This is a genomic window from Streptomyces sp. NPDC091292 (assembly GCF_044757265.1).
GTDB lineage: Bacteria > Actinomycetota > Actinomycetes > Streptomycetales > Streptomycetaceae > Streptomyces.
Genome location: NZ_JBIVUQ010000011.1, coordinates 145,955 through 162,884 on the forward strand (window position 1 = coordinate 145,955; position 16,930 = coordinate 162,884).

Genomic DNA, 16,930 nt, shown 5'->3' on the forward strand with positions numbered 1-16,930 from the left:
GCTGGGGAGCGCCGGGGATCTCGGGTGGGGGAAGCTTCATGGTGGAGGACCGCAGACCGTCGGGCACGGGAGCGAGGCTGTCGGGCACGGGAGCGCGGAGGTGGCCGATCGCCGTGCTCCTCGGGCTCCTGGCAGGTGTCTGTGCCGCGCTGGCCGTCGAATTCCACTGGCTGGGCTGGACGTCGATCCCTGGCGGCTCCTGCGGCGGCCGTTACGGGTCCGCGTGCCCGGACGGCACGGGGCCCACCCTGCTGCTCGCGTTCCTGTTCACCTTCGCCGGACTTCCCCTGATCGTCACTTCGCTCGGCCTCTGGCTCCCGTTCCGCCGGGGCCTCCTGATCGCGCCCGCCCTGATCTGCGTCGGCGCCGCCCTCGCGGTGTGGCCGGGCTACCAGGCGTACCTCTGGATGCGCGGACCCGTCCTCGACGTCGCCTGGGACACCCCGCACGACCGGCCCAAATCGGTCCAGGGCAAGGGGGTGTGGGTGCGCGCCGACGGTACGGTGATCCGCGCCAAGGACGACGCGCTGGTGGCGTACGACCCCGGTGACGGCTCCCGGCGCTGGACCGTGAAGGCCCCGGTCCGCAAGTCGGTCTGCGCGATGAGCCGGAGCGCCCCGGACGGCGTCGGCGTCGTCGCCTACCACCGGCACGGTAAGCCGTGCGACACGGTGGCCGGGATCGATCTGGACAGCGGGCGCACCCTGTGGGAGAAGCCGTTCGACGGCACGACCAGGTTCACCAACGCCTCCGACGGGCTCGTCGCGGCGGACGGCGGGACCGCCGTCGCGGTGACCGAGGACGGCGTACGGGCCTTCGGCCTGCGCGACGGCGAGCCCCGCTGGACGCACCGCATCGGCGACGACCAGCGCCCGTTCCTCACCGACGCGGCCGGCGGACGGGTCCGTGTCGTCACCGAGAACGGCACCGACGGGTCCGCCGCGCCGGAGGCCCGGCTCGTGACCCTCGACGCCGAGAGCGGTGACGAGGTGGGCGCCGAGCCGCTGCCCGTGGAAAGCGGGGTCGAGTCGGTCTGGGTCGTCGCGGCCGAGCCGTTCACGCTGTGGCTGAAGGAGGAGGACGACCGCGGCATCGACGCCTTCCTCGTCTTCCCCGCGCAGGGCGGTGATCCGCTGGTCGTGGACCGTACGTCCGACGACGAGGACCTGGTGGCGGAGCCCGGACTCGGCCTCTTTCCGGCCCGCCCGCCGCTGCTCGCGACCGTCAGGGGCGACACCCTGATCGCCGCCTCGCAGAAGCCGGGCGAGGACTATCCGACGGCCGTGTCCGCCTACTCGCTCAAGGACGGCGAGCGACTGTGGCGTACGGGCGTCGGCGACTCGGTCCACGCGATGGTGCCGTTCGGCACCGACCGTCTCGGGGTGCTCACCCAGGAGGGCCGGGTGTGGAACCTGGACGCCCGGACAGGTGCCAAGGACTCCGACGCAGGCGTTCCGATCCGTGACGAGAACGGCAGCTTCGGCCGGTATCCGCAGCTCGTCGCGGAGGGGGACGGGGACTGGCTGGTCGTCAACAATGACGGTGACGAGTTCCCGCCGGTGATCGGCCTCACCAGGGGGTGACCGGGGGGACCAGGGGGGTGGCCAAGGTGCGGCCGAGGGGCGCTTCAGGCTCCCACGGCGATCCGGTGTTCCGCCCGCACCGCCCCGTCGTACCGCCGCAGCAGCACCCGCGCCACCTCGGGCGCGGGCCCCAGCACCCCGGCGAGCACATCGGCCCCGGCGTCGACGGCGCCCCGCGCGATGCGGTCGGGCAGGAACCCGGGCGCGAGGACGTAGGGGGCGACCGCGATTCCGTGACGAGAACGGCAGCTTCGGCCGGTATCCGCAGCTCGTCGCGGAGGGGGACGGGGACTGGCTGGTCGTCAACAATGACGGTGACGAGTTCCCGCCGGTGATCGGCCTCACCAGGGGGTGACCGGGGGGACCAGGGGGGTGGCCAAGGTGCGGCCGAGGGGCGCTTCAGGCTCCCACGGCGATCCGGTGTTCCGCCCGCACCGCCCCGTCGTACCGCCGCAGCAGCACCCGCGCCACCTCGGGCGCGGGCCCCAGCACCCCGGCGAGCACATCGGCCCCGGCGTCGACGGCGCCCCGCGCGATGCGGTCGGGCAGGAACCCGGGCGCGAGGACATAGGGGGCGACCGCGATCCGGCGCACGCCCTCGGCGCGCAACCGTCGTACGGCCTCCTCGGTGCGGGGGAAGCCCGCGGGGGACTCGGGAGAGGACGCGGAGGCGAACGCGGGCCGCACGGCGCACCAACCGGTGTGCCGCCACTCCCGCGCGATTGCTGCGATCACCGCGATCGCCTCCGGGTCGGTGGAGCCCGCCGAGGCCAGGACGACCCCGGTCGTGGGCTTGTCGCCGGGCGCCAACCCGGCCTCGTACAGGCGCCGTTCGAGCGCGGACGTGAGCAGCGGCGACGGGCCCAGGACCTCCGCCTGCCGGATCCGCAGCCGCGCGGGCGCCGCGCCGAGGACGGCCGGGATGTCGGCCTTGGCGTGGAACGCCCGGGTGAGCAGCAGCGGTTGGGCGACGACGTCCCGTACGCCGTCCGCGGCCAGCGACTCCAGGACGCCGGACACGGACGGCACGTTGAAGTCGAGGAAGCCGGTCTCCACGCGCAGGCCTGGCCGCAGCGCCCGGACCCGCCGTACCAGGGCGTGCACGGTCGCGGCATGGCGGGGATCGCGGCTGCCGTGCGCCACGACGACCAGCGCCGGGCCGTAGCCGTGTCCCTGGCCGTAGCCGCTCCCGTGCACGGACATCAGCTCTTCACCAGCAGACCGCGCCCGCGCAGCACCCGCCGCTCCAGCGGACTGAAGATCAGCAGGTCGATGGCGATCCCGACGAGCAGGATGAGGAAGATCGCGAGGAACACCTGCGACATGCTGCTGTTGGTCCGGCCCGCCTCCAGCAACTGGCCGAGCCCGATGCCCAGATCGGGCGACGACGCGATGATCTCGGCGGCCATCAGCGACCGCCACGAGAACGCCCAGCCCTGCTTCAGGCCCGCGAGATAGCCGGGCAGCGCCGCAGGCATCACGATGTGCCAGGTGCCCCGCAGGCCCGTGGCGCCCAGGGTGCGGCCGGCGCGCAGGAACAGCGGCGGGACCTGGTCGACGCCCGACACCAGACCGTTGGCGATCGACGGCACCGCGCCGAGCAGGATCACCGCGTACATCATCGAGTCGTTGAGCCCGAGCCAGATCACGGCCGGCGGCACCCACGCGACCGACGGCAGCGACTGGAGCCCCGACAGGATCGGTCCGATGGCCGCCCGCACGAACCGGACCCGCGCCACCAGGAGCCCCAGCGGCGTCCCGATCGCCAGGGCGAGGAGGAAGCCGAGCAGGCCGCGGGACACGCTGGTCCAGATGTAGTCGAGGAGGGTGCCCTGCTCCCAGGCGCCCACGACCTCCTGCCACACGTCGGCGGGCGGCGGCAGCTTGTAGGTGTCGGTGACCTTCGCCCAGACCAGGATCTGCCACACCACCAGGACGAGCGCGACCGCGATGACCGGCGGCAGCACCTTCTGGACCAGCGTCTCGCGCAGCGGTGTCCGCCGGGTGTGGACCGTGTCCAGGGCGTCGAGCCCCGCTTCGAGTCCGGCGAGATCGTGCCCGTCACCCCGGGACACGCCCGCGCTGGACCCGGAACCGTCGGCCCCGGGCGCCCGGCCGTCCTTGCCGACCGTCGTCTCAGTGCTGCCCATGGCGGCGGATCTCCCCACGCAGTTGTTCGGTGATCTCGACGGACAGCTCGGCCACGGCGGTGTCCTCGATACGGCGCGGCTGCGGAATGTCGACCGTCCACTCCCGCGCGATCCGGCCGGGCCGGGACGACAGGAGCACGACGCGCTGCGCGAGCCGTACCGCCTCCCGGACGTTGTGCGTGACGAACAGGACGGACAGGCCCGTCTCGCGCCAGATCCGGGTCAGCTCGTCGTGCAGTACGTCCCGGGTGATCGCGTCGAGCGCCGCGAACGGCTCGTCCATCAGCAGCAGCTTGCTGTCCTGCGCGAGCGCGCGGGCCAGCGCGACCCGCTGCCGCATCCCGCCGGACAGCTCGTGCACCCGCTTGCCGTACGCGTCGGTCAGCCGCACCAGTTCGAGCAGCGCCTCGGCCCGCTCCCGGCGCTCGGCCTTCGGGACGCCCCGCAGTTTCAGGGCGAGTTCGATGTTCTTGCCCGCGGTCAGCCACGGGAACAGGGCGTGCTCCTGGAACATCAGGGCGGGCCTGCCGTGCGTGCTGATGGTGCCCGCGCTGGGCCGGTCGAGACCGGCGGCGAGGTTCAGCAGCGTCGACTTCCCGCACCCGGAGGCTCCCAGGAGGGTGACGAACTCGCCGGGCGCGACATCGAGGGTGATGTCGTCCAGGACGAGCTGGGGCCCCGAGGGCCCCCCGAAGGACTTCGAGACGTGCTCGATCCGCGCGGCGTGCTCCACCGCTTCCGTGCCGTCGGCGGCCTTGGCGAGTGTGGTGGCCATGGTCGTCACCTCCTGGGAGTCGGGGAGTGCGGGCTACTTGGCGCCGAGACCGGCGTCGGCGACCGCCGGTTCGCCCTCGGCCTTGAGGACCTTGTTGAGCGTGGTCAGGTCGTAGATCCCCTGGAGGTCGGGCTGCTCCAGGAGGCCGGCCTTGACGGCGTGCTGTGCCTCGGTGTCGAGGGTCGACGCCAGCGGGTCGTCCGTGAACTGGATGGACTTCCACGCCGGGTCGATGACGTCGGCGGGCAGCGCCTTGCCGGACAGCTCCTTGAGCTTGGCGTTGGCCGCTGCCTTCGCCTGGTCCGGGTTGGCGTTGATCCACGTGTTGGTGCGCACCGAGCCGCGCAGGACCGCCTCCACGACGTCCGGGTGCTCCTTGAGGAACTTCTGCGACACGATGATGTTGGTGATCACGAACTTCTTGTCGGGCCACAGGTCCGACTCGTCCAGCAGCACTTTGCCGCCCTCGGCGACCAGCTTCGACGCGGTCGGCTCCGGCACCCAGGCACCGTCGATGGAGCCCGACTTGTAGGCGTCAGGGGTGATCTTGTTGTCGGTGCGGACCACCGACACATCGCCCTTGCCGCTCTGCGCGTCGACCTTCCAGCCCTTCTCGGCGATCCAGTTGAGGAACGCCACGTCCTGCGTGTTGCCGAGCTGCGGAGTCGCTATCTTCTTGCCCTTGACGTCGTCCAGGGTCTTGATCTTGTCCGGGTTGACGACGAGCTTCACCCCGCCGGACGCCGAGCCGCCGATGATGCGCAGGCTCTTGCCCTGGGACTTGGTGTAGCCGTTGATGGCGGGCGACGGGCCGATCCAGCCGATGTCGATGGAGCCCGAGTTCAGCGCCTCGATCTCCGAAGGGCCGGCGTTGAACTGCGCGTACGACGCCTTGGTTCCGCCCAGTTCCTTCTGGAACAGGCCCTGCTGGTCGCCGACGAGCGCGGTCGCGTGCGTCAGGTTCGGGAAGTAGCCGATCTTGACGGTGTCGGCGGAGAGCTTCTTCGCACCGGCGGCGGGAGCGGCGGCGTCGGACGAGTCGTCCGCCTTGGAGCCGTAGCCGCAGGCCGTCGCGGCGAGCGCGAGGAGCGGGAGCGCGGTGGCGGCGGCGATGCCGCGGCGCAGGGCGACGGAGCGGGTGGTGGCAGGCACGGGAGGCGGTCCTCTCGTTGGCCCGGCGGTCACGACGTCAGGTCGTGGCCGGGAGGTCGGCAGGTCTGCGGCGCCCTCGGTGGGCGCGGCGATGGGGACAGCGGTGCGGGTGGAGCCGGTGGGCGCGCAGGCAGTGCGCGTACGTCATCGCGCACATCGAGCCACCCCGCCCTGGCCGCTGCCGAGGGCGCCGCTGCCGACCCGGCCGCCCTCCTTCGCGAAGGTCGAGAACATGTCGATGCCCGTCATGCCGCGTCTGTCCGTGACGGTCGGACCCGTTCGGTGAGCAGTGATCGGACTGTCCATGATCAGAAGTCCCACCCGTCGTCGTCTGCCGGAGAGGCCGCAGCGGCCGGGGCGGGCGCGGCGGGCCGCGCGGCGAACGAGTCGCCCGCCATGCCCGCCGCGAGCGTCGTCCCGTCCGCCGGGTCGATCAGCAGGAAGGAGCCGGTGCGCCGCGAGTCGGCGTACGCGTCCATGGCCAGCGGTTCCGCCGTACGGACGCGGACCCGGCCGATGTCATTGGCGACGAGCTGCCCCGGCTCGGGGTGGAGCGAGAGGTCGTCCAGGGTGAGCCGGGACGGGATCCCTTTGACGATCGCCTTCACCGTGCGGGTGGTGTGCTTGAGCAGCACGCGCTGCCCGACGGCCAGCGGCTGGTCGGCGACATGGCAGACGGTCGCCTCGATGTCCTGGGTGGTGGCCGGGGCGTCCGTGCTGGGCACGATCAGGTCGCCGCGCGAGACGTCGACGTCGTCGGCGAGGAGCAGCGTCACCGACTGCGGGGTCCATGCCACGTCGACCGGGGTGCCGAGCAGGTCGATCCCGGCGACCGTGGAGGTCAGCCCGGACGGCAGTACGGTCACCGGCTCGCCGACGCGGAAGGTGCCGGCGGCGATCTGGCCCGCGTACCCGCGGTAGTCGGGGTGTTCGGCGGTCTGCGGGCGGATGACGTACTGCACGGGAAGCCGCGCGTGGCAGGTCGTCAGGTCGTGGCTGACGGGCACGGTCTCCAGGTGCTCCAGGACCGTCGGGCCGCCGTACCAGTCCATGGTCGCGGACGGCTCGACCACATTGTCGCCGACGAGCGCGGAGATCGGGATGGCGGTGACCTCGGGGACGCCCAGCTCGGTCGCGTACGCCGTGAACTCCTCGGCGATGGCCGCGAAGACGGGCTCCTTGTAGTCGACCAGGTCCATCTTGTTGACGGCGAGCACCACGTGCGGCACCCGCAGCAGCGCGGCGATGGCGGCGTGGCGGCGGGTCTGTTCGACCACGCCGTTGCGGGCGTCGACCAGGACGACCGTCAGCTCGGCCGTCGACGCGCCGGTGACCATGTTGCGCGTGTACTGCACATGCCCGGGGGTGTCGGCGAGGATGAACCGGCGCCGGGGCGTGGCGAAGTAGCGGTAGGCGACGTCGATGGTGATGCCCTGCTCGCGCTCCGCGCGCAGCCCGTCGGTGAGCAGCGCCAGGTCCGGTGCCTCCTGGCCACGGCTGCGGGACGCGTGCTCCACGGCCTCCAACTGGTCGGTGAGGACCGACTTGGAGTCGTGCAGGAGGCGGCCCACCAGGGTCGACTTGCCGTCGTCGACGGAACCGGCGGTGGCGAACCGGAGCAGGGTCGTCGCGGAGAGACCGGCGAGCTGCCCGGCGGCTGCGGGTGTGGTGCTGGTCATGGCTAGAAGTACCCCTCGCGCTTGCGGTCTTCCATGGCTGCCTCGGAGAGCTTGTCGTCGGCCCGGGTCGCACCCCGCTCGGTGAGCCGGGACGCGGCGATCTCCGCGATCACGGCGTCCAGCGTGGTGGCGTCCGAGTCGACGGCGCCCGTGCAGGACATGTCGCCGACCGTGCGGTAGCGGATCAGCCGCTTCTCGACGGTCTCGCCGTCCTTGGGGCCGCCCCAGTCACCGGCCGTCAGCCACATCCCGGAGCGCTGGAAGACGTCCCGCTCGTGCGCGAAGTAGATCTCCGGCAGCTCGATGCCCTCGCGGGCGATGTACTGCCAGACGTCCAGCTCGGTCCAGTTGGACAGCGGGAACACCCGGACGTGCTCACCGGGCGCGTGCCGGCCGTTGTACAACTGCCACAGCTCGGGGCGCTGGCGGCGCGGGTCCCATTGTGAGAACTCGTCGCGCAGCGAGAACACCCGCTCCTTGGCGCGGGCCTTCTCCTCGTCGCGCCGCCCGCCGCCGAACACCGCGTCGAACTTCTCGTGCTGGATCTTCTCGGTGAGGGGAAGGGTCTGGAGCGGGTTGCGGGTGCCGTCGGGCCGCTCGCGCAGGGTGCCCGCGTCGATGTACTCCTGCACCGACGCGACCAGCAGCCGCAGCCCGTGCCGGGCGACCGCGCGGTCCCGGTAGTCCAGGACCTCGGGGAAGTTGTGCCCCGTGTCGACGTGCAGCAGCGAGAAGGGGACGGGGGCGGGAGCGAACGCCTTCAGCGCGAGGTGCAGCATGACGATGGAGTCCTTGCCGCCGGAGAACAGGATCACCGGCCGCTCGAACTCACCCGCCACCTCACGGAAGATGTGCACCGCCTCGGACTCCAGGGCGTCCAGGTGCGACAGCGCGTACGGACTGTCGGTGTCGCCGGGGACGGCGGCCACGGTCGTCGTCATGACAGGCCCCTCTCGATGAGCAGCGCGTGGAGCGCCGCCGCGGACTCCTGCACGGTCTGGTGCTGCGACTCGATGCGCAGATCGGGCGACTCGGGCTCCTCGTAGGGGTCGTCGACCCCGGTGAGCCCGGAGATCTCACCGGCCGCCTGCTTGGCGTACAGCCCCTTCACATCGCGTACGGAGCACACATCGACCGGCGTCGCCACGTGCACCTCGATGTACGCGGTGCCCTCGCCCTGGTGGCGCCCCCGCACCGCGTCCCGGCTGTCCGCGTACGGCGCGATCACCGGCACCAGGGCCAGCACGCCGTTGCTCGCGAGGAGTTCGGCGACGAAGCCGATGCGCTGGACGTTGGTGTGCCGGTCCTCGCGGGTGAAGCCGAGGCCCGCCGAGAGGAACTCGCGGATCTCGTCGCCGTCGAGTACCTCGACGCGGCGGCCCGCGGTCCGCAACCGGTCCGCCAGTTCATGGGCGATGGTGGTCTTGCCCGCGCTGGGCAGACCGGTGAGCCAGACCGTGGCACCGGTCACCTGGTTCCCTCCCGTCGTCGCTGCCGTCACGGCGGCCGTCGCTTCCGTGGTCATCAGCCGTGCAGCCCGCATTCCGTCTTGCCGCGCCCGGCCCAGCGGCCCGCGCGGGCGTCCTCGCCCGCCAGCACCCTGCGGGTGCAGGGCGCGCAGCCCACGGACGCGTAACCGTCCGTCAGGAGCGGGTTGGTGAGGACCCCGTGCTCGGCGACGTACGCGTCCACGTCGTCCTGGGTCCAGCGGGCGATCGGGGAGACCTTGACCTTGCCGCGCCTTTCGTCCCAGCCGACGACCGGCGTGTTCGCGCGGGTCGGCGACTCGTCGCGGCGCAACCCGGTCGCCCACGCCTGGTACCCGGCGAGGCCCTCTTCGAGGGGCTTGACCTTGCGCAGCGCGCAGCACAGGTCGGGGTCCCGGTCGTGCAGCTTCGGGCCGTACTCGGCGTCCTGCTCGGCGACGGTCTGGCGGGGTGTGAGGGTCAGGACGTTGACGTCCATGACGGCTTCCACGGCGTCCCGGGTGCCGATGGTCTCGGGGAAGTGGTAGCCGGTGTCGAGGAAGACGACGTCGACGCCGGGGAAGACGCGGGACGCGAGGTGGGCGACGACGGCGTCCTCCATCGAGGAGGTCACGCAGAAGCGCGGGCCGAAGGTGTCGGCGGCCCAGCGCAGGATGTCGGACGCGGACGCCTCTTCGAGGTCCCGGCCCGCCCGCTCGGCGAACTCCCTGAGGTCGGTCTCCGTGCGGTCGGTGCGGCCGGTGCTGTCGTGTGCGACGGTCATATCTCGTCCCCTCCACTGTCCTGGCGCCGAAGGCCCCGGGCGAGCAGCCCGAGGAACTTCAGTTGGAAGGCGCGGTTGCATGCCGCGCATTCCCACGCGCCGTGACCGGTCTCGTTGGGCCGCAGGTCCTCGTCGCCGCAGTAGGGGCAGTAGAAGGGCGCCGCACGCTCACTCACGACAGGGCCTCCTCTGAAGCGCGGGCGGCCCACGTCGCGAAGCGTTCGCCGGTCTCGCGCTCGGCCTGGAACCGCTTCAGGACCCGCTCGACGTAGTCGGGCAGCTCGTCCGACGTGACCTTCAGGCCGCGGACCTTGCGGCCGAACCCGGCCTCCAGGCCGAGCGCGCCGCCGAGGTGGACCTGGAAGCCCTCGACCTGGTTGCCGTCCTGGTCGAGGACGAGCTGGCCCTTGAGACCGATGTCGGCGACCTGGATACGGGCGCAGGCGTTCGGGCAGCCGTTGATGTTGATGGTGATCGGCTCGTCGAACTCGGGGATGCGGCGCTCCAGTTCGTCGATGAGTGAGGCGCCGCGCGCCTTGGTCTCGACGATGGCGAGCTTGCAGTACTCGATGCCGGTGCAGGCCATCGTGCCGCGCCGGAACGGGGACGCGTTGACCTTGAGGTCCAGCGACTCCAGGGCCGCCACCAGCGACTCGACCCGGTCCTCGGCGACGTCGAGCACGATCATCTTCTGCTCGGCCGTGGTGCGCACCCGGCCGGAGCCGTGCGCGTCGGCGACCTCGGCGATCTTCGTCAGCGTGGTGCCGTCGACCCGGCCGACGCGCGGCGCGAAGCCGACGTAGAAGCGGCCGTCCTTCTGCCGGTGCACGCCCAGGTGGTCCCGCCAGGTGCCGGCGGGCTGCTGCGGCGCGGGTCCGTCGGTGAGCTTGCGGTGGAGGTACTCGTCCTCCAGGATCTGCCGGAACTTCTCCGGGCCCCAGTCGGCGATCAGGAACTTCAGCCGGGCGCGGGTGCGCAGCCTGCGGTAGCCGTAGTCGCGGAAGATGCCGATGACGCCGCCGTAGACGTCGGGGACCTCGTCGAGCGGGACCCAGGCGCCGAGCCGTACGCCGAGCTTCGGGTTGGTGGAGAGGCCGCCGCCGACCCACAGGTCGAAGCCGGGGCCGTGCTCGGGGTGGTCGACGCCGACGAAGGCGATGTCGTTGATCTCGTGCGCCACGTCGAGCTGTGGGGAGCCGGAGATCGCGCTCTTGAACTTGCGCGGCAGATTGGAGAAGTCCGGGTTGCCGATGAAACGGCGCTGGATCTCGTCGATCGCGGGCGTGCCGTCGATGATCTCGTCCTCGGCGATCCCGGCGACCGGGGAGCCGAGGATGACCCGCGGAGTGTCGCCGCACGCCTCGGTCGTGGACAGGCCGACGGCCTCCAGCCGCTGCCAGATCTCCGGGACGTCCTCGATGCGGATCCAGTGGTACTGGACGTTCTGCCGGTCGGTGATGTCGGCGGTGCCGCGCGCGAACTCCTGCGAGATCTCGCCGATCACGCGCAGCTGCTCGGTGGTCAGCCGGCCGCCGTCGATACGGACCCGCAGCATGAAGTACTTGTCGTCCAGCTCCTCCGGCTCCAGGATCGCGGTCTTGCCGCCGTCGATCCCGGGCTTGCGCTGGGTGTAGAGACCCCACCAGCGCATCCGGCCGCGCAGATCGTTCGGGTCGATCGAGTCGAAGCCCGTCTTGGAGTAGATCGTCTCAATACGTGTCCGTACGTTGAGACCGTCGTCGTCCTTCTTGAACTGCTCGTTGCCGTTGAGCGGGGTGTAGTGCCCCACGGCCCACTGGCCCTCGCCGCGGTGACGGCTCACCTTGCGGCGGGGCGCGGCTGCGCCAGGCTTCTGCGGCGTTGCGGCCATGGGTATTCGTCCTCCGGGACAGGCAGGAAAGCGGCTCGGACTTGCGACTGACGTGCGCATAGGGAGAGGGCACGGTGGGCGGGGCCCATCCGTGCGCCACGGTGCGCAGAGATGCGTCTGAGGAAATCAGAGGATGTCTGAGAAGAGCGGAACGGCGGTGCTGGAGAGATCAGCTCGCCGGACAGATGGCGCTGGACATGCGGCCGAGGTCGACGTGTCGCCGACTCACCAAGGCAATTCCAGCTCTGGACATGACGGAAGCGTGTCACGGCGGTCTCGGGGGAGTCCACCATTATCCATCATGTGGACACCCTTGTCCCGAATGGTGGGACAAGGGTGGTATCGGTCACACCGGGGTCCGCCGGTGTGGGAAACGGGGTCCGCGTGTGCTCAGGCGCCCGGCCAGGGACCCGGCGTCGCCACCTCCGGCTCCTCCTCGACCTTGGTGTCGAACAGCTGGAACCCCCGCCGCAGATAGTTGTCCATCGCGTGCTCGCCGTCCTTGCTGCACGTATGCAGCCACACCCGCTTGGTCGGGGGCAGATCCGGCCACCGCTCCGCCAGGTCCCACGCCCGCGCCACCCCGTACGAGAGCAGATGCCCGCCGATGCGGCGGCCCCGGAACGCGGGGATCAGCCCGAAGTAGACGATCTCGACCGCGCCCTCGTCCTGCGCCTGAAGCTCCACATAGCCCGCCGGGGTCCCGTGGTCGTAGGCGACCCAGGTCTCGGTGCCGCGGCGCCTCAGGGCCTCCTCCCACTGCGCGTACGTCAGTGCGAGCCGGTCCGTCCAGCGGATGTCCTGGCCGACCGCCGTGTACAGGTAGCGGCTGAACTCCGGCGAGGGGGTGCCGGCCCGGACGACCGTCACCTCGCCGGGGGGTGCCGTCGCCGGGCGCAGATCGGCCGGCGAGGTCTGCTCAAGGGACCAGGTGGTCACAGTGATGCTCATGCGGGCCAGGGAACCATGGGCGGACCGTCCGGTTCAAAGTGACCGGGCACGCAGGATCGCCGGGGCCGCCGAGTGCGGCAGCAGGTCCGCGGGGTGCGGGGGCAGCACCGCCTCGACCTCCGTGTCCTCACGGAACCGGTACGGCCGGTGCTCGATGAGGCCGCCCAGATAGCGGCGTATCCGCGACAGCTCCGCCCGGACCGTCACACGGCGCCCCGGGTCCCCGAACAGGTCCCCGGCCAGCTCCGCCGCGCTGCGCCCCGCGCGATGCGCCGCGAGGAGGTACAGCAGCTCCGCGTGGCGCGGGCTCAGCTCGTGCGTCCAGTCGCCCGCCCCGCCCGACACGGTCACCGACCAGCGCCGGGGCCCGCTCACATCGAGCACCACCCGGGTCACCGCGCGCCGCCGCTCCTCCGCCGCGCCGGGATCGTCGGCGCGCACCAGCCAGCCGCCGCACGGCAGCGCCTCCACCGCGCACGCGCCGAGCGACGGCAGCCAGGCGCGGCCCGCCGTGAGGCCGCGCGGCAGCGCGAGCCGGTCCACCGCGGCCATCCCGGTCACCGCCGCCGTCCAGCCGTCCGCGTCCACCGCGATCGCCCGCCCGCCGACCCGGGCAAGCACCGGCGCCGCCACGGACCGCAGCCGCTCCAGCGAGGCCACGTGCAGCTCTCGCAGCCGGGCCTCCGCGAGCTTCGCGACCGCCGCGACCAGCGCCAGCGTCGCCGGATGCATCGTGTCCAGCGGCCCGCTCACATCCACCACACCGAGCAGCCGCCCGTCCTTCGGATCCGCGATCGGCGCGCCCGCACACGTCCAGGGGTGATGCGTCCGTACGAAGTGTTCGGCCGAGAACACCGACACCGGGCGGCGCACGATCAGCGGCGTCCCCACCCCGTTCGTGCCGACCACCGACTCGGCCCAGTCCGCGCCCGGTTCGAAACCGAGCAGGTCCGCCTTCCGCAGCACCGCCGCGTTGCCCTCACGCCACAGCACCCGGCCCTCCGCGTCGCACACCACGACGATGTGCTGCGCCTCGTCCGCCACCGACACCAGACCCTCCCGCAGCACCGGCAGGATCTCGCGCAGCGGCGAGCGGCACCGCCGCTCCGCCAGGTCGTCCGGGCTCAGCAGCCCCGACCGCCGGTCGTGGTCGGGGTCCACACCGCCGCGCAGCATCCGGCTCCACGACTCGCCGATCACCTGGCGCGGCGCACCGTGCGACGGCTTCCCGGTGAGCGCCGCCGCGCGTATCTCCTTCAGCAGCCGGGCGGCGCGCGCCGCGTCCACGGCGGCGAGCTTCGTCACGTCGATCGGTGACGTCGTCACTGGGTCCTCCCCGGTCCCGGGCGGAGACGTTGCAACCCCTTGCAACTCTGGTGAACGGCCTTCCGGTGCCGGAGGCTTGCCGCGGGGGTGGTGCCGTGTCGGCGCAGCACCACCCCTGCGACCTCACCCCTTTCGCGGCTTCCCCTCGGGCCCCTCACCCTCAAGCCCCTCGGCCTCCTGCTCGACTGAGCGCGTACGCCGCCGGGCGTGTCACTCCCCCGCGTCCACCGGGCGGGCCCGCTCCACCACGGACGCCAGGTCGAGGCTGTGCGGCAGCGTGCCGAAGGCCGCGCCCCAGTCCCCGCCGAGCCGGGACGCGCAGAACGCGTCGGCGACCTCGGACGGCGCGTACCGCACGAGCAGGGAGCCCTGGAGGACCAGCGCCATCCGCTCCACCAGCCGCCGCGCCCGCGCCTCCACGCCCTCCAGATCGGCGAGTTCGGTCAGCAGGCCCTTGATCGCACCGTCCAGGCGGTGGTCCGCGCCGCGCGCGGTGCCGACCTCCTTCAGGAACGCGTTCAGCGACTGCGGCTCACGTTGCAACGCCCGCAGCACGTCCAGCGCCTGGACGTTGCCCGAGCCCTCCCAGATCGAGTTCAGCGGCGACTCGCGCAGCAGCCGGGGCATGCCCGACTCCTCCACGTACCCGTTGCCGCCCAGGCACTCCAGGGCCTCCGCCGTGACCGGCGTGCACCGCTTGGTCACCCAGTACTTGGCGGCCGGCACCGCGAGCCGCAGCAGCGCCCGCTCCTGCTCGTCGCCCTCGGCCGCACGGTCGTAGGCCGCCGCGAGGCGCAGCGCCAGCGTGGTCGCCGCCTCGGACTCCAGCGCCAGATCCGCGAGGACGTTGCGCATCAGCGGCTTGTCGACGAGCCGCCCGCCGAACGCCTCCCGGTACGTGCAGTGGTGCACCGCCTGCGCGACGGCCTGCCGCATCAGCGACGCCGAGCCGATCACACAGTCGAGCCGGGTCGCCGCGACCATGTCGATGATCGTGCGCACCCCCCGGCCCTCGTCGCCGACCCGGCGCCCCCACGTCCCGTCGAACTCGACCTCGGCCGACGCGTTCGACCGGTTGCCCAGCTTGTCCTTCAGCCGCTGGATCGCGAACACGTTGCGCGAGCCGTCCGCGAGGACCCGGGGCACCAGGAAGCACGTCAGCCCCTCTCCGGCCTGCGCCAGCACCAGGAAACCGTCCGACATCGGCGCCGAACAGAACCACTTGTGCCCCGTCAGCTCGTACGCCCCGGCCTCCGCGAGCGGACGCGCGACCGTCGTGTTGGCCCGTACGTCGCTGCCGCCCTGCTTCTCCGTCATGCCCATCCCGAAGAGCACGCCGGCTTTCCGCGCGGCGGGCCGCAGCCCCTCGTCGTAGACCAGCGAGGTCAGCCGGGGCTCCCACTCGGCGGCCAGCTCCGGGTCGGCGCGCAGCGCGGGCACCGCCGCGTGCGTCATCGACAGCGGGCAGCCGTGGCCCGCCTCGACCTGCGACCACACCAGGAACGCCGCCGCCCGCCGCACATGGCCCCCCGGCCGCGACCAGGCGGCCGTCAGGCCCGCCGACACGCCCTTGCCGAGCAGCCGGTGCCAGGCCGGATGGAAGTCGACCTCGTCGATCCGGTGGCCGTAGCGGTCATGGGTGCGGAGCTTCGGCGGGTTCTCGTTCGCCTGGAACCCCCACTCCTGCGCCTGCGCGGAACCCGCGGTGCGGCCCAGCTCCGAAAGCTCGGTCCGCGCCTCGTCGAGCAGGCCCGGATCGAGGTGCCGGTCCACGGCCTCGGACAGGGCCCGGTCGGCCCCAAAAACGTCATATCCGACCAGGGGAGGAGCCTGGTTGGTCACTGTGTGGGTGCTCGCTGCCATGCCGCTACGGTAAGGAGGTGCACCAGGCAAAAGAAACACCTGAGCGGCCGACCGGCCGTCTTCACCGGGCTCGGGTCCTCTACCGAAATGTGTCGATGCGCAGGACCGCCTGGCTGCTGCTCAAGGACACCGTCAACTCGTGCATGGAGTACCGGATCCTCGGTCTGGCCGCCGAAGCCGCGTTCTTCACACTGCTGTCCGTACCACCCCTGCTCCTGAGCCTCATCGGCCTCTTGGGTTACGTGGACGACTGGACCGGCGCCAGCACCATCGCCAGCCTTCAGACCAACCTTCTGGAGGCGTCCCGGACCGTCCTGTCCGACCAGGGTGTCCGCGAGATCGCCAAGCCGATCCTCGACGACGTGATGAAGGGCGGCAGGCCCGACATCATCTCCATCGGATTCCTGTTCGCCCTCTGGTCGGGATCGCGCGCGGTGAACGTCTTCATCGACACCATCACCGTGATGTACGGACTCGACGGCGCCCGAGGCATCGTCAAGACCCGGCTGCTCGCCTTCCTGCTGTTCCTCGTGGCGCTGGTGATCGGTTCGATCGCGCTGCCGCTGATGGTCGCGGGACCGGACGCCGTCGTCTCGATCGTGCCGTGGTCGGCGACGGTGGTGCAGATCCTCTACTGGCCCGTCGTGATCGTGCTGTCGGTGGTCTTCCTGACGACGCTCTACCACGTGTCCGTGCCGGTGCGCTCGCCGTGGGTGGAGGACGTGCCCGGCGCCCTCGTCGCCCTCGCCATGTGGGTCCTGGGCTCCTTCCTGCTGCGGATCTATCTGACCAGCACCGTCGAAGGCCCCACGATCTACGGCTCCCTGGCCGCGCCCGTCGCCGTCCTCCTGTGGATCGGCGTGTCCGCCTTCGCCGTCCTCGTCGGCGCCGCCGTCAACGCCGCCATCGACCGTGTCTGGCCGTCCCTGGCGACCGCCGCCGCGCGCGCCGCGCAGGAGCGGCTGCGGCAGGCCCAGGCCGCCGAGTACGTGGCACGGGCGGCGGCCTGGCGGCGGCACGGGGGCGCCGCGTACTCCGACTACGCCGACTACGGCGCCGGCGGGGACGACGCCGACTACGCCGACTACTCCGACGACCCCGACGACCCCGATGACGCGGCCGATGGGGACATGCCGTCCGAGTTCCCGGAGCGCTGGTCGAAGTTCCTGCCCCCGGACGACGTCGGCTCCCGGCTGCGGACCCACGTCAAACGCGGCGGCGACCATCCCGGGGCGCCGGGGACGCACGAGGACCCGGCGCGGGGGTCGAACGGGGACGCGGGGGCGGAACCGCGCAAGTGAGCGGGGGTCGGGAGCGGGGCGCCGGGAGCG

16 protein-coding genes are annotated in these 16,930 nt (G+C 72.0%); 2 read left to right on the forward strand and 14 right to left on the reverse strand.

The window, feature by feature from the left end; translation table 11 throughout:
* Positions 1-38 precede the first annotated feature (38 nt).
* Positions 39-1,583, forward strand: a complete 1,545-nt coding sequence (locus ACIQNU_RS27160; protein ID WP_401371443.1) for a PQQ-binding-like beta-propeller repeat protein — start codon at positions 39-41, stop codon at positions 1,581-1,583.
* A 399-nt stretch (positions 1,584-1,982) separates the two neighbouring features.
* Here ACIQNU_RS27160 and ACIQNU_RS27165 read toward each other — a convergent pair whose 3' ends face one another.
* The 14 genes from ACIQNU_RS27165 to ACIQNU_RS27230 all read right to left on the reverse strand — a co-directional run bounded on the left by ACIQNU_RS27165 (position 1,983) and on the right by ACIQNU_RS27230 (position 15,599).
* Positions 1,983-2,786 carry a sirohydrochlorin chelatase gene (locus ACIQNU_RS27165; protein ID WP_401371445.1) on the reverse strand — a complete coding sequence of 268 codons (804 nt, stop codon included), beginning with the start codon at positions 2,784-2,786 and terminating at the stop codon, positions 1,983-1,985.
* The gene (locus tag ACIQNU_RS27170) at positions 2,786-3,733 is read right to left on the reverse strand and encodes an ABC transporter permease (RefSeq protein WP_401371447.1); all 948 of its coding nucleotides are present in this window, start codon (positions 3,731-3,733) and stop codon (positions 2,786-2,788) included. The genes ACIQNU_RS27165 and ACIQNU_RS27170 overlap by 1 nt, the downstream gene beginning before the upstream one ends.
* Positions 3,720-4,508, reverse strand: coding sequence for an ABC transporter ATP-binding protein (locus tag ACIQNU_RS27175; RefSeq protein WP_401371449.1), 789 nt, complete (start codon positions 4,506-4,508; stop codon positions 3,720-3,722). The genes ACIQNU_RS27170 and ACIQNU_RS27175 overlap by 14 nt, the downstream gene beginning before the upstream one ends.
* A gap of 33 nt (positions 4,509-4,541) precedes the next feature.
* Entirely contained in the window at positions 4,542-5,660 is a 1,119-nt protein-coding gene (locus ACIQNU_RS27180) for an ABC transporter substrate-binding protein (RefSeq protein ID WP_401371451.1), read from the reverse strand.
* Positions 5,661-5,968: 308 nt separating this feature from the next.
* A complete protein-coding gene (locus tag ACIQNU_RS27185) occupies positions 5,969-7,339 on the reverse strand; it encodes a sulfate adenylyltransferase subunit 1 (protein ID WP_401371453.1) in 1,371 nt (456 codons plus the stop codon).
* Positions 7,340-7,341: 2 nt separating this feature from the next.
* Entirely contained in the window at positions 7,342-8,280 is a 939-nt protein-coding gene (gene cysD, locus ACIQNU_RS27190; protein WP_401371455.1) for a sulfate adenylyltransferase subunit CysD, read from the reverse strand.
* The gene (cysC, locus tag ACIQNU_RS27195) at positions 8,277-8,864 is read right to left on the reverse strand and encodes an adenylyl-sulfate kinase (RefSeq protein ID WP_401371457.1); all 588 of its coding nucleotides are present in this window, start codon (positions 8,862-8,864) and stop codon (positions 8,277-8,279) included. Before cysC ends, cysD begins: the two co-directional genes overlap by 4 nt.
* A complete protein-coding gene (locus ACIQNU_RS27200; protein WP_401371459.1) occupies positions 8,864-9,589 on the reverse strand; it encodes a phosphoadenylyl-sulfate reductase in 726 nt (241 codons plus the stop codon). Before ACIQNU_RS27200 ends, cysC begins: the two co-directional genes overlap by 1 nt.
* Positions 9,586-9,765, reverse strand: a complete 180-nt coding sequence (locus ACIQNU_RS27205) for a hypothetical protein (RefSeq protein ID WP_401371461.1) — start codon at positions 9,763-9,765, stop codon at positions 9,586-9,588. The genes ACIQNU_RS27200 and ACIQNU_RS27205 overlap by 4 nt, the downstream gene beginning before the upstream one ends.
* A complete protein-coding gene (locus tag ACIQNU_RS27210) occupies positions 9,762-11,459 on the reverse strand; it encodes a nitrite/sulfite reductase (RefSeq protein WP_401371463.1) in 1,698 nt (565 codons plus the stop codon). Before ACIQNU_RS27210 ends, ACIQNU_RS27205 begins: the two co-directional genes overlap by 4 nt.
* A gap of 169 nt (positions 11,460-11,628) precedes the next feature.
* The gene (locus ACIQNU_RS27215) at positions 11,629-11,712 is read right to left on the reverse strand and encodes a putative leader peptide (RefSeq protein ID WP_313879519.1); all 84 of its coding nucleotides are present in this window, start codon (positions 11,710-11,712) and stop codon (positions 11,629-11,631) included.
* Between the two features lie 137 nt (positions 11,713-11,849).
* Complete coding sequence (locus ACIQNU_RS27220) at positions 11,850-12,410, reverse strand: GNAT family N-acetyltransferase (protein WP_401371465.1); 561 nt, start codon at positions 12,408-12,410, stop codon at positions 11,850-11,852.
* Between the two features lie 33 nt (positions 12,411-12,443).
* On the reverse strand, positions 12,444-13,736 hold the full coding sequence (locus tag ACIQNU_RS27225; RefSeq protein WP_401371467.1) for a GAF domain-containing protein: 1,293 nt from the start codon (positions 13,734-13,736) through the stop codon (positions 12,444-12,446).
* Positions 13,737-13,946: 210 nt separating this feature from the next.
* Positions 13,947-15,599 carry an acyl-CoA dehydrogenase family protein gene (locus ACIQNU_RS27230; protein WP_401371469.1) on the reverse strand — a complete coding sequence of 551 codons (1,653 nt, stop codon included), beginning with the start codon at positions 15,597-15,599 and terminating at the stop codon, positions 13,947-13,949.
* 17 nt (positions 15,600-15,616) lie between these two features.
* On the opposite strand from ACIQNU_RS27230, the gene ACIQNU_RS27235 reads away from it, so the two are divergent.
* A complete protein-coding gene (locus ACIQNU_RS27235; protein ID WP_401371471.1) occupies positions 15,617-16,900 on the forward strand; it encodes a YihY/virulence factor BrkB family protein in 1,284 nt (427 codons plus the stop codon).
* Positions 16,901-16,930 lie beyond the last annotated feature (30 nt).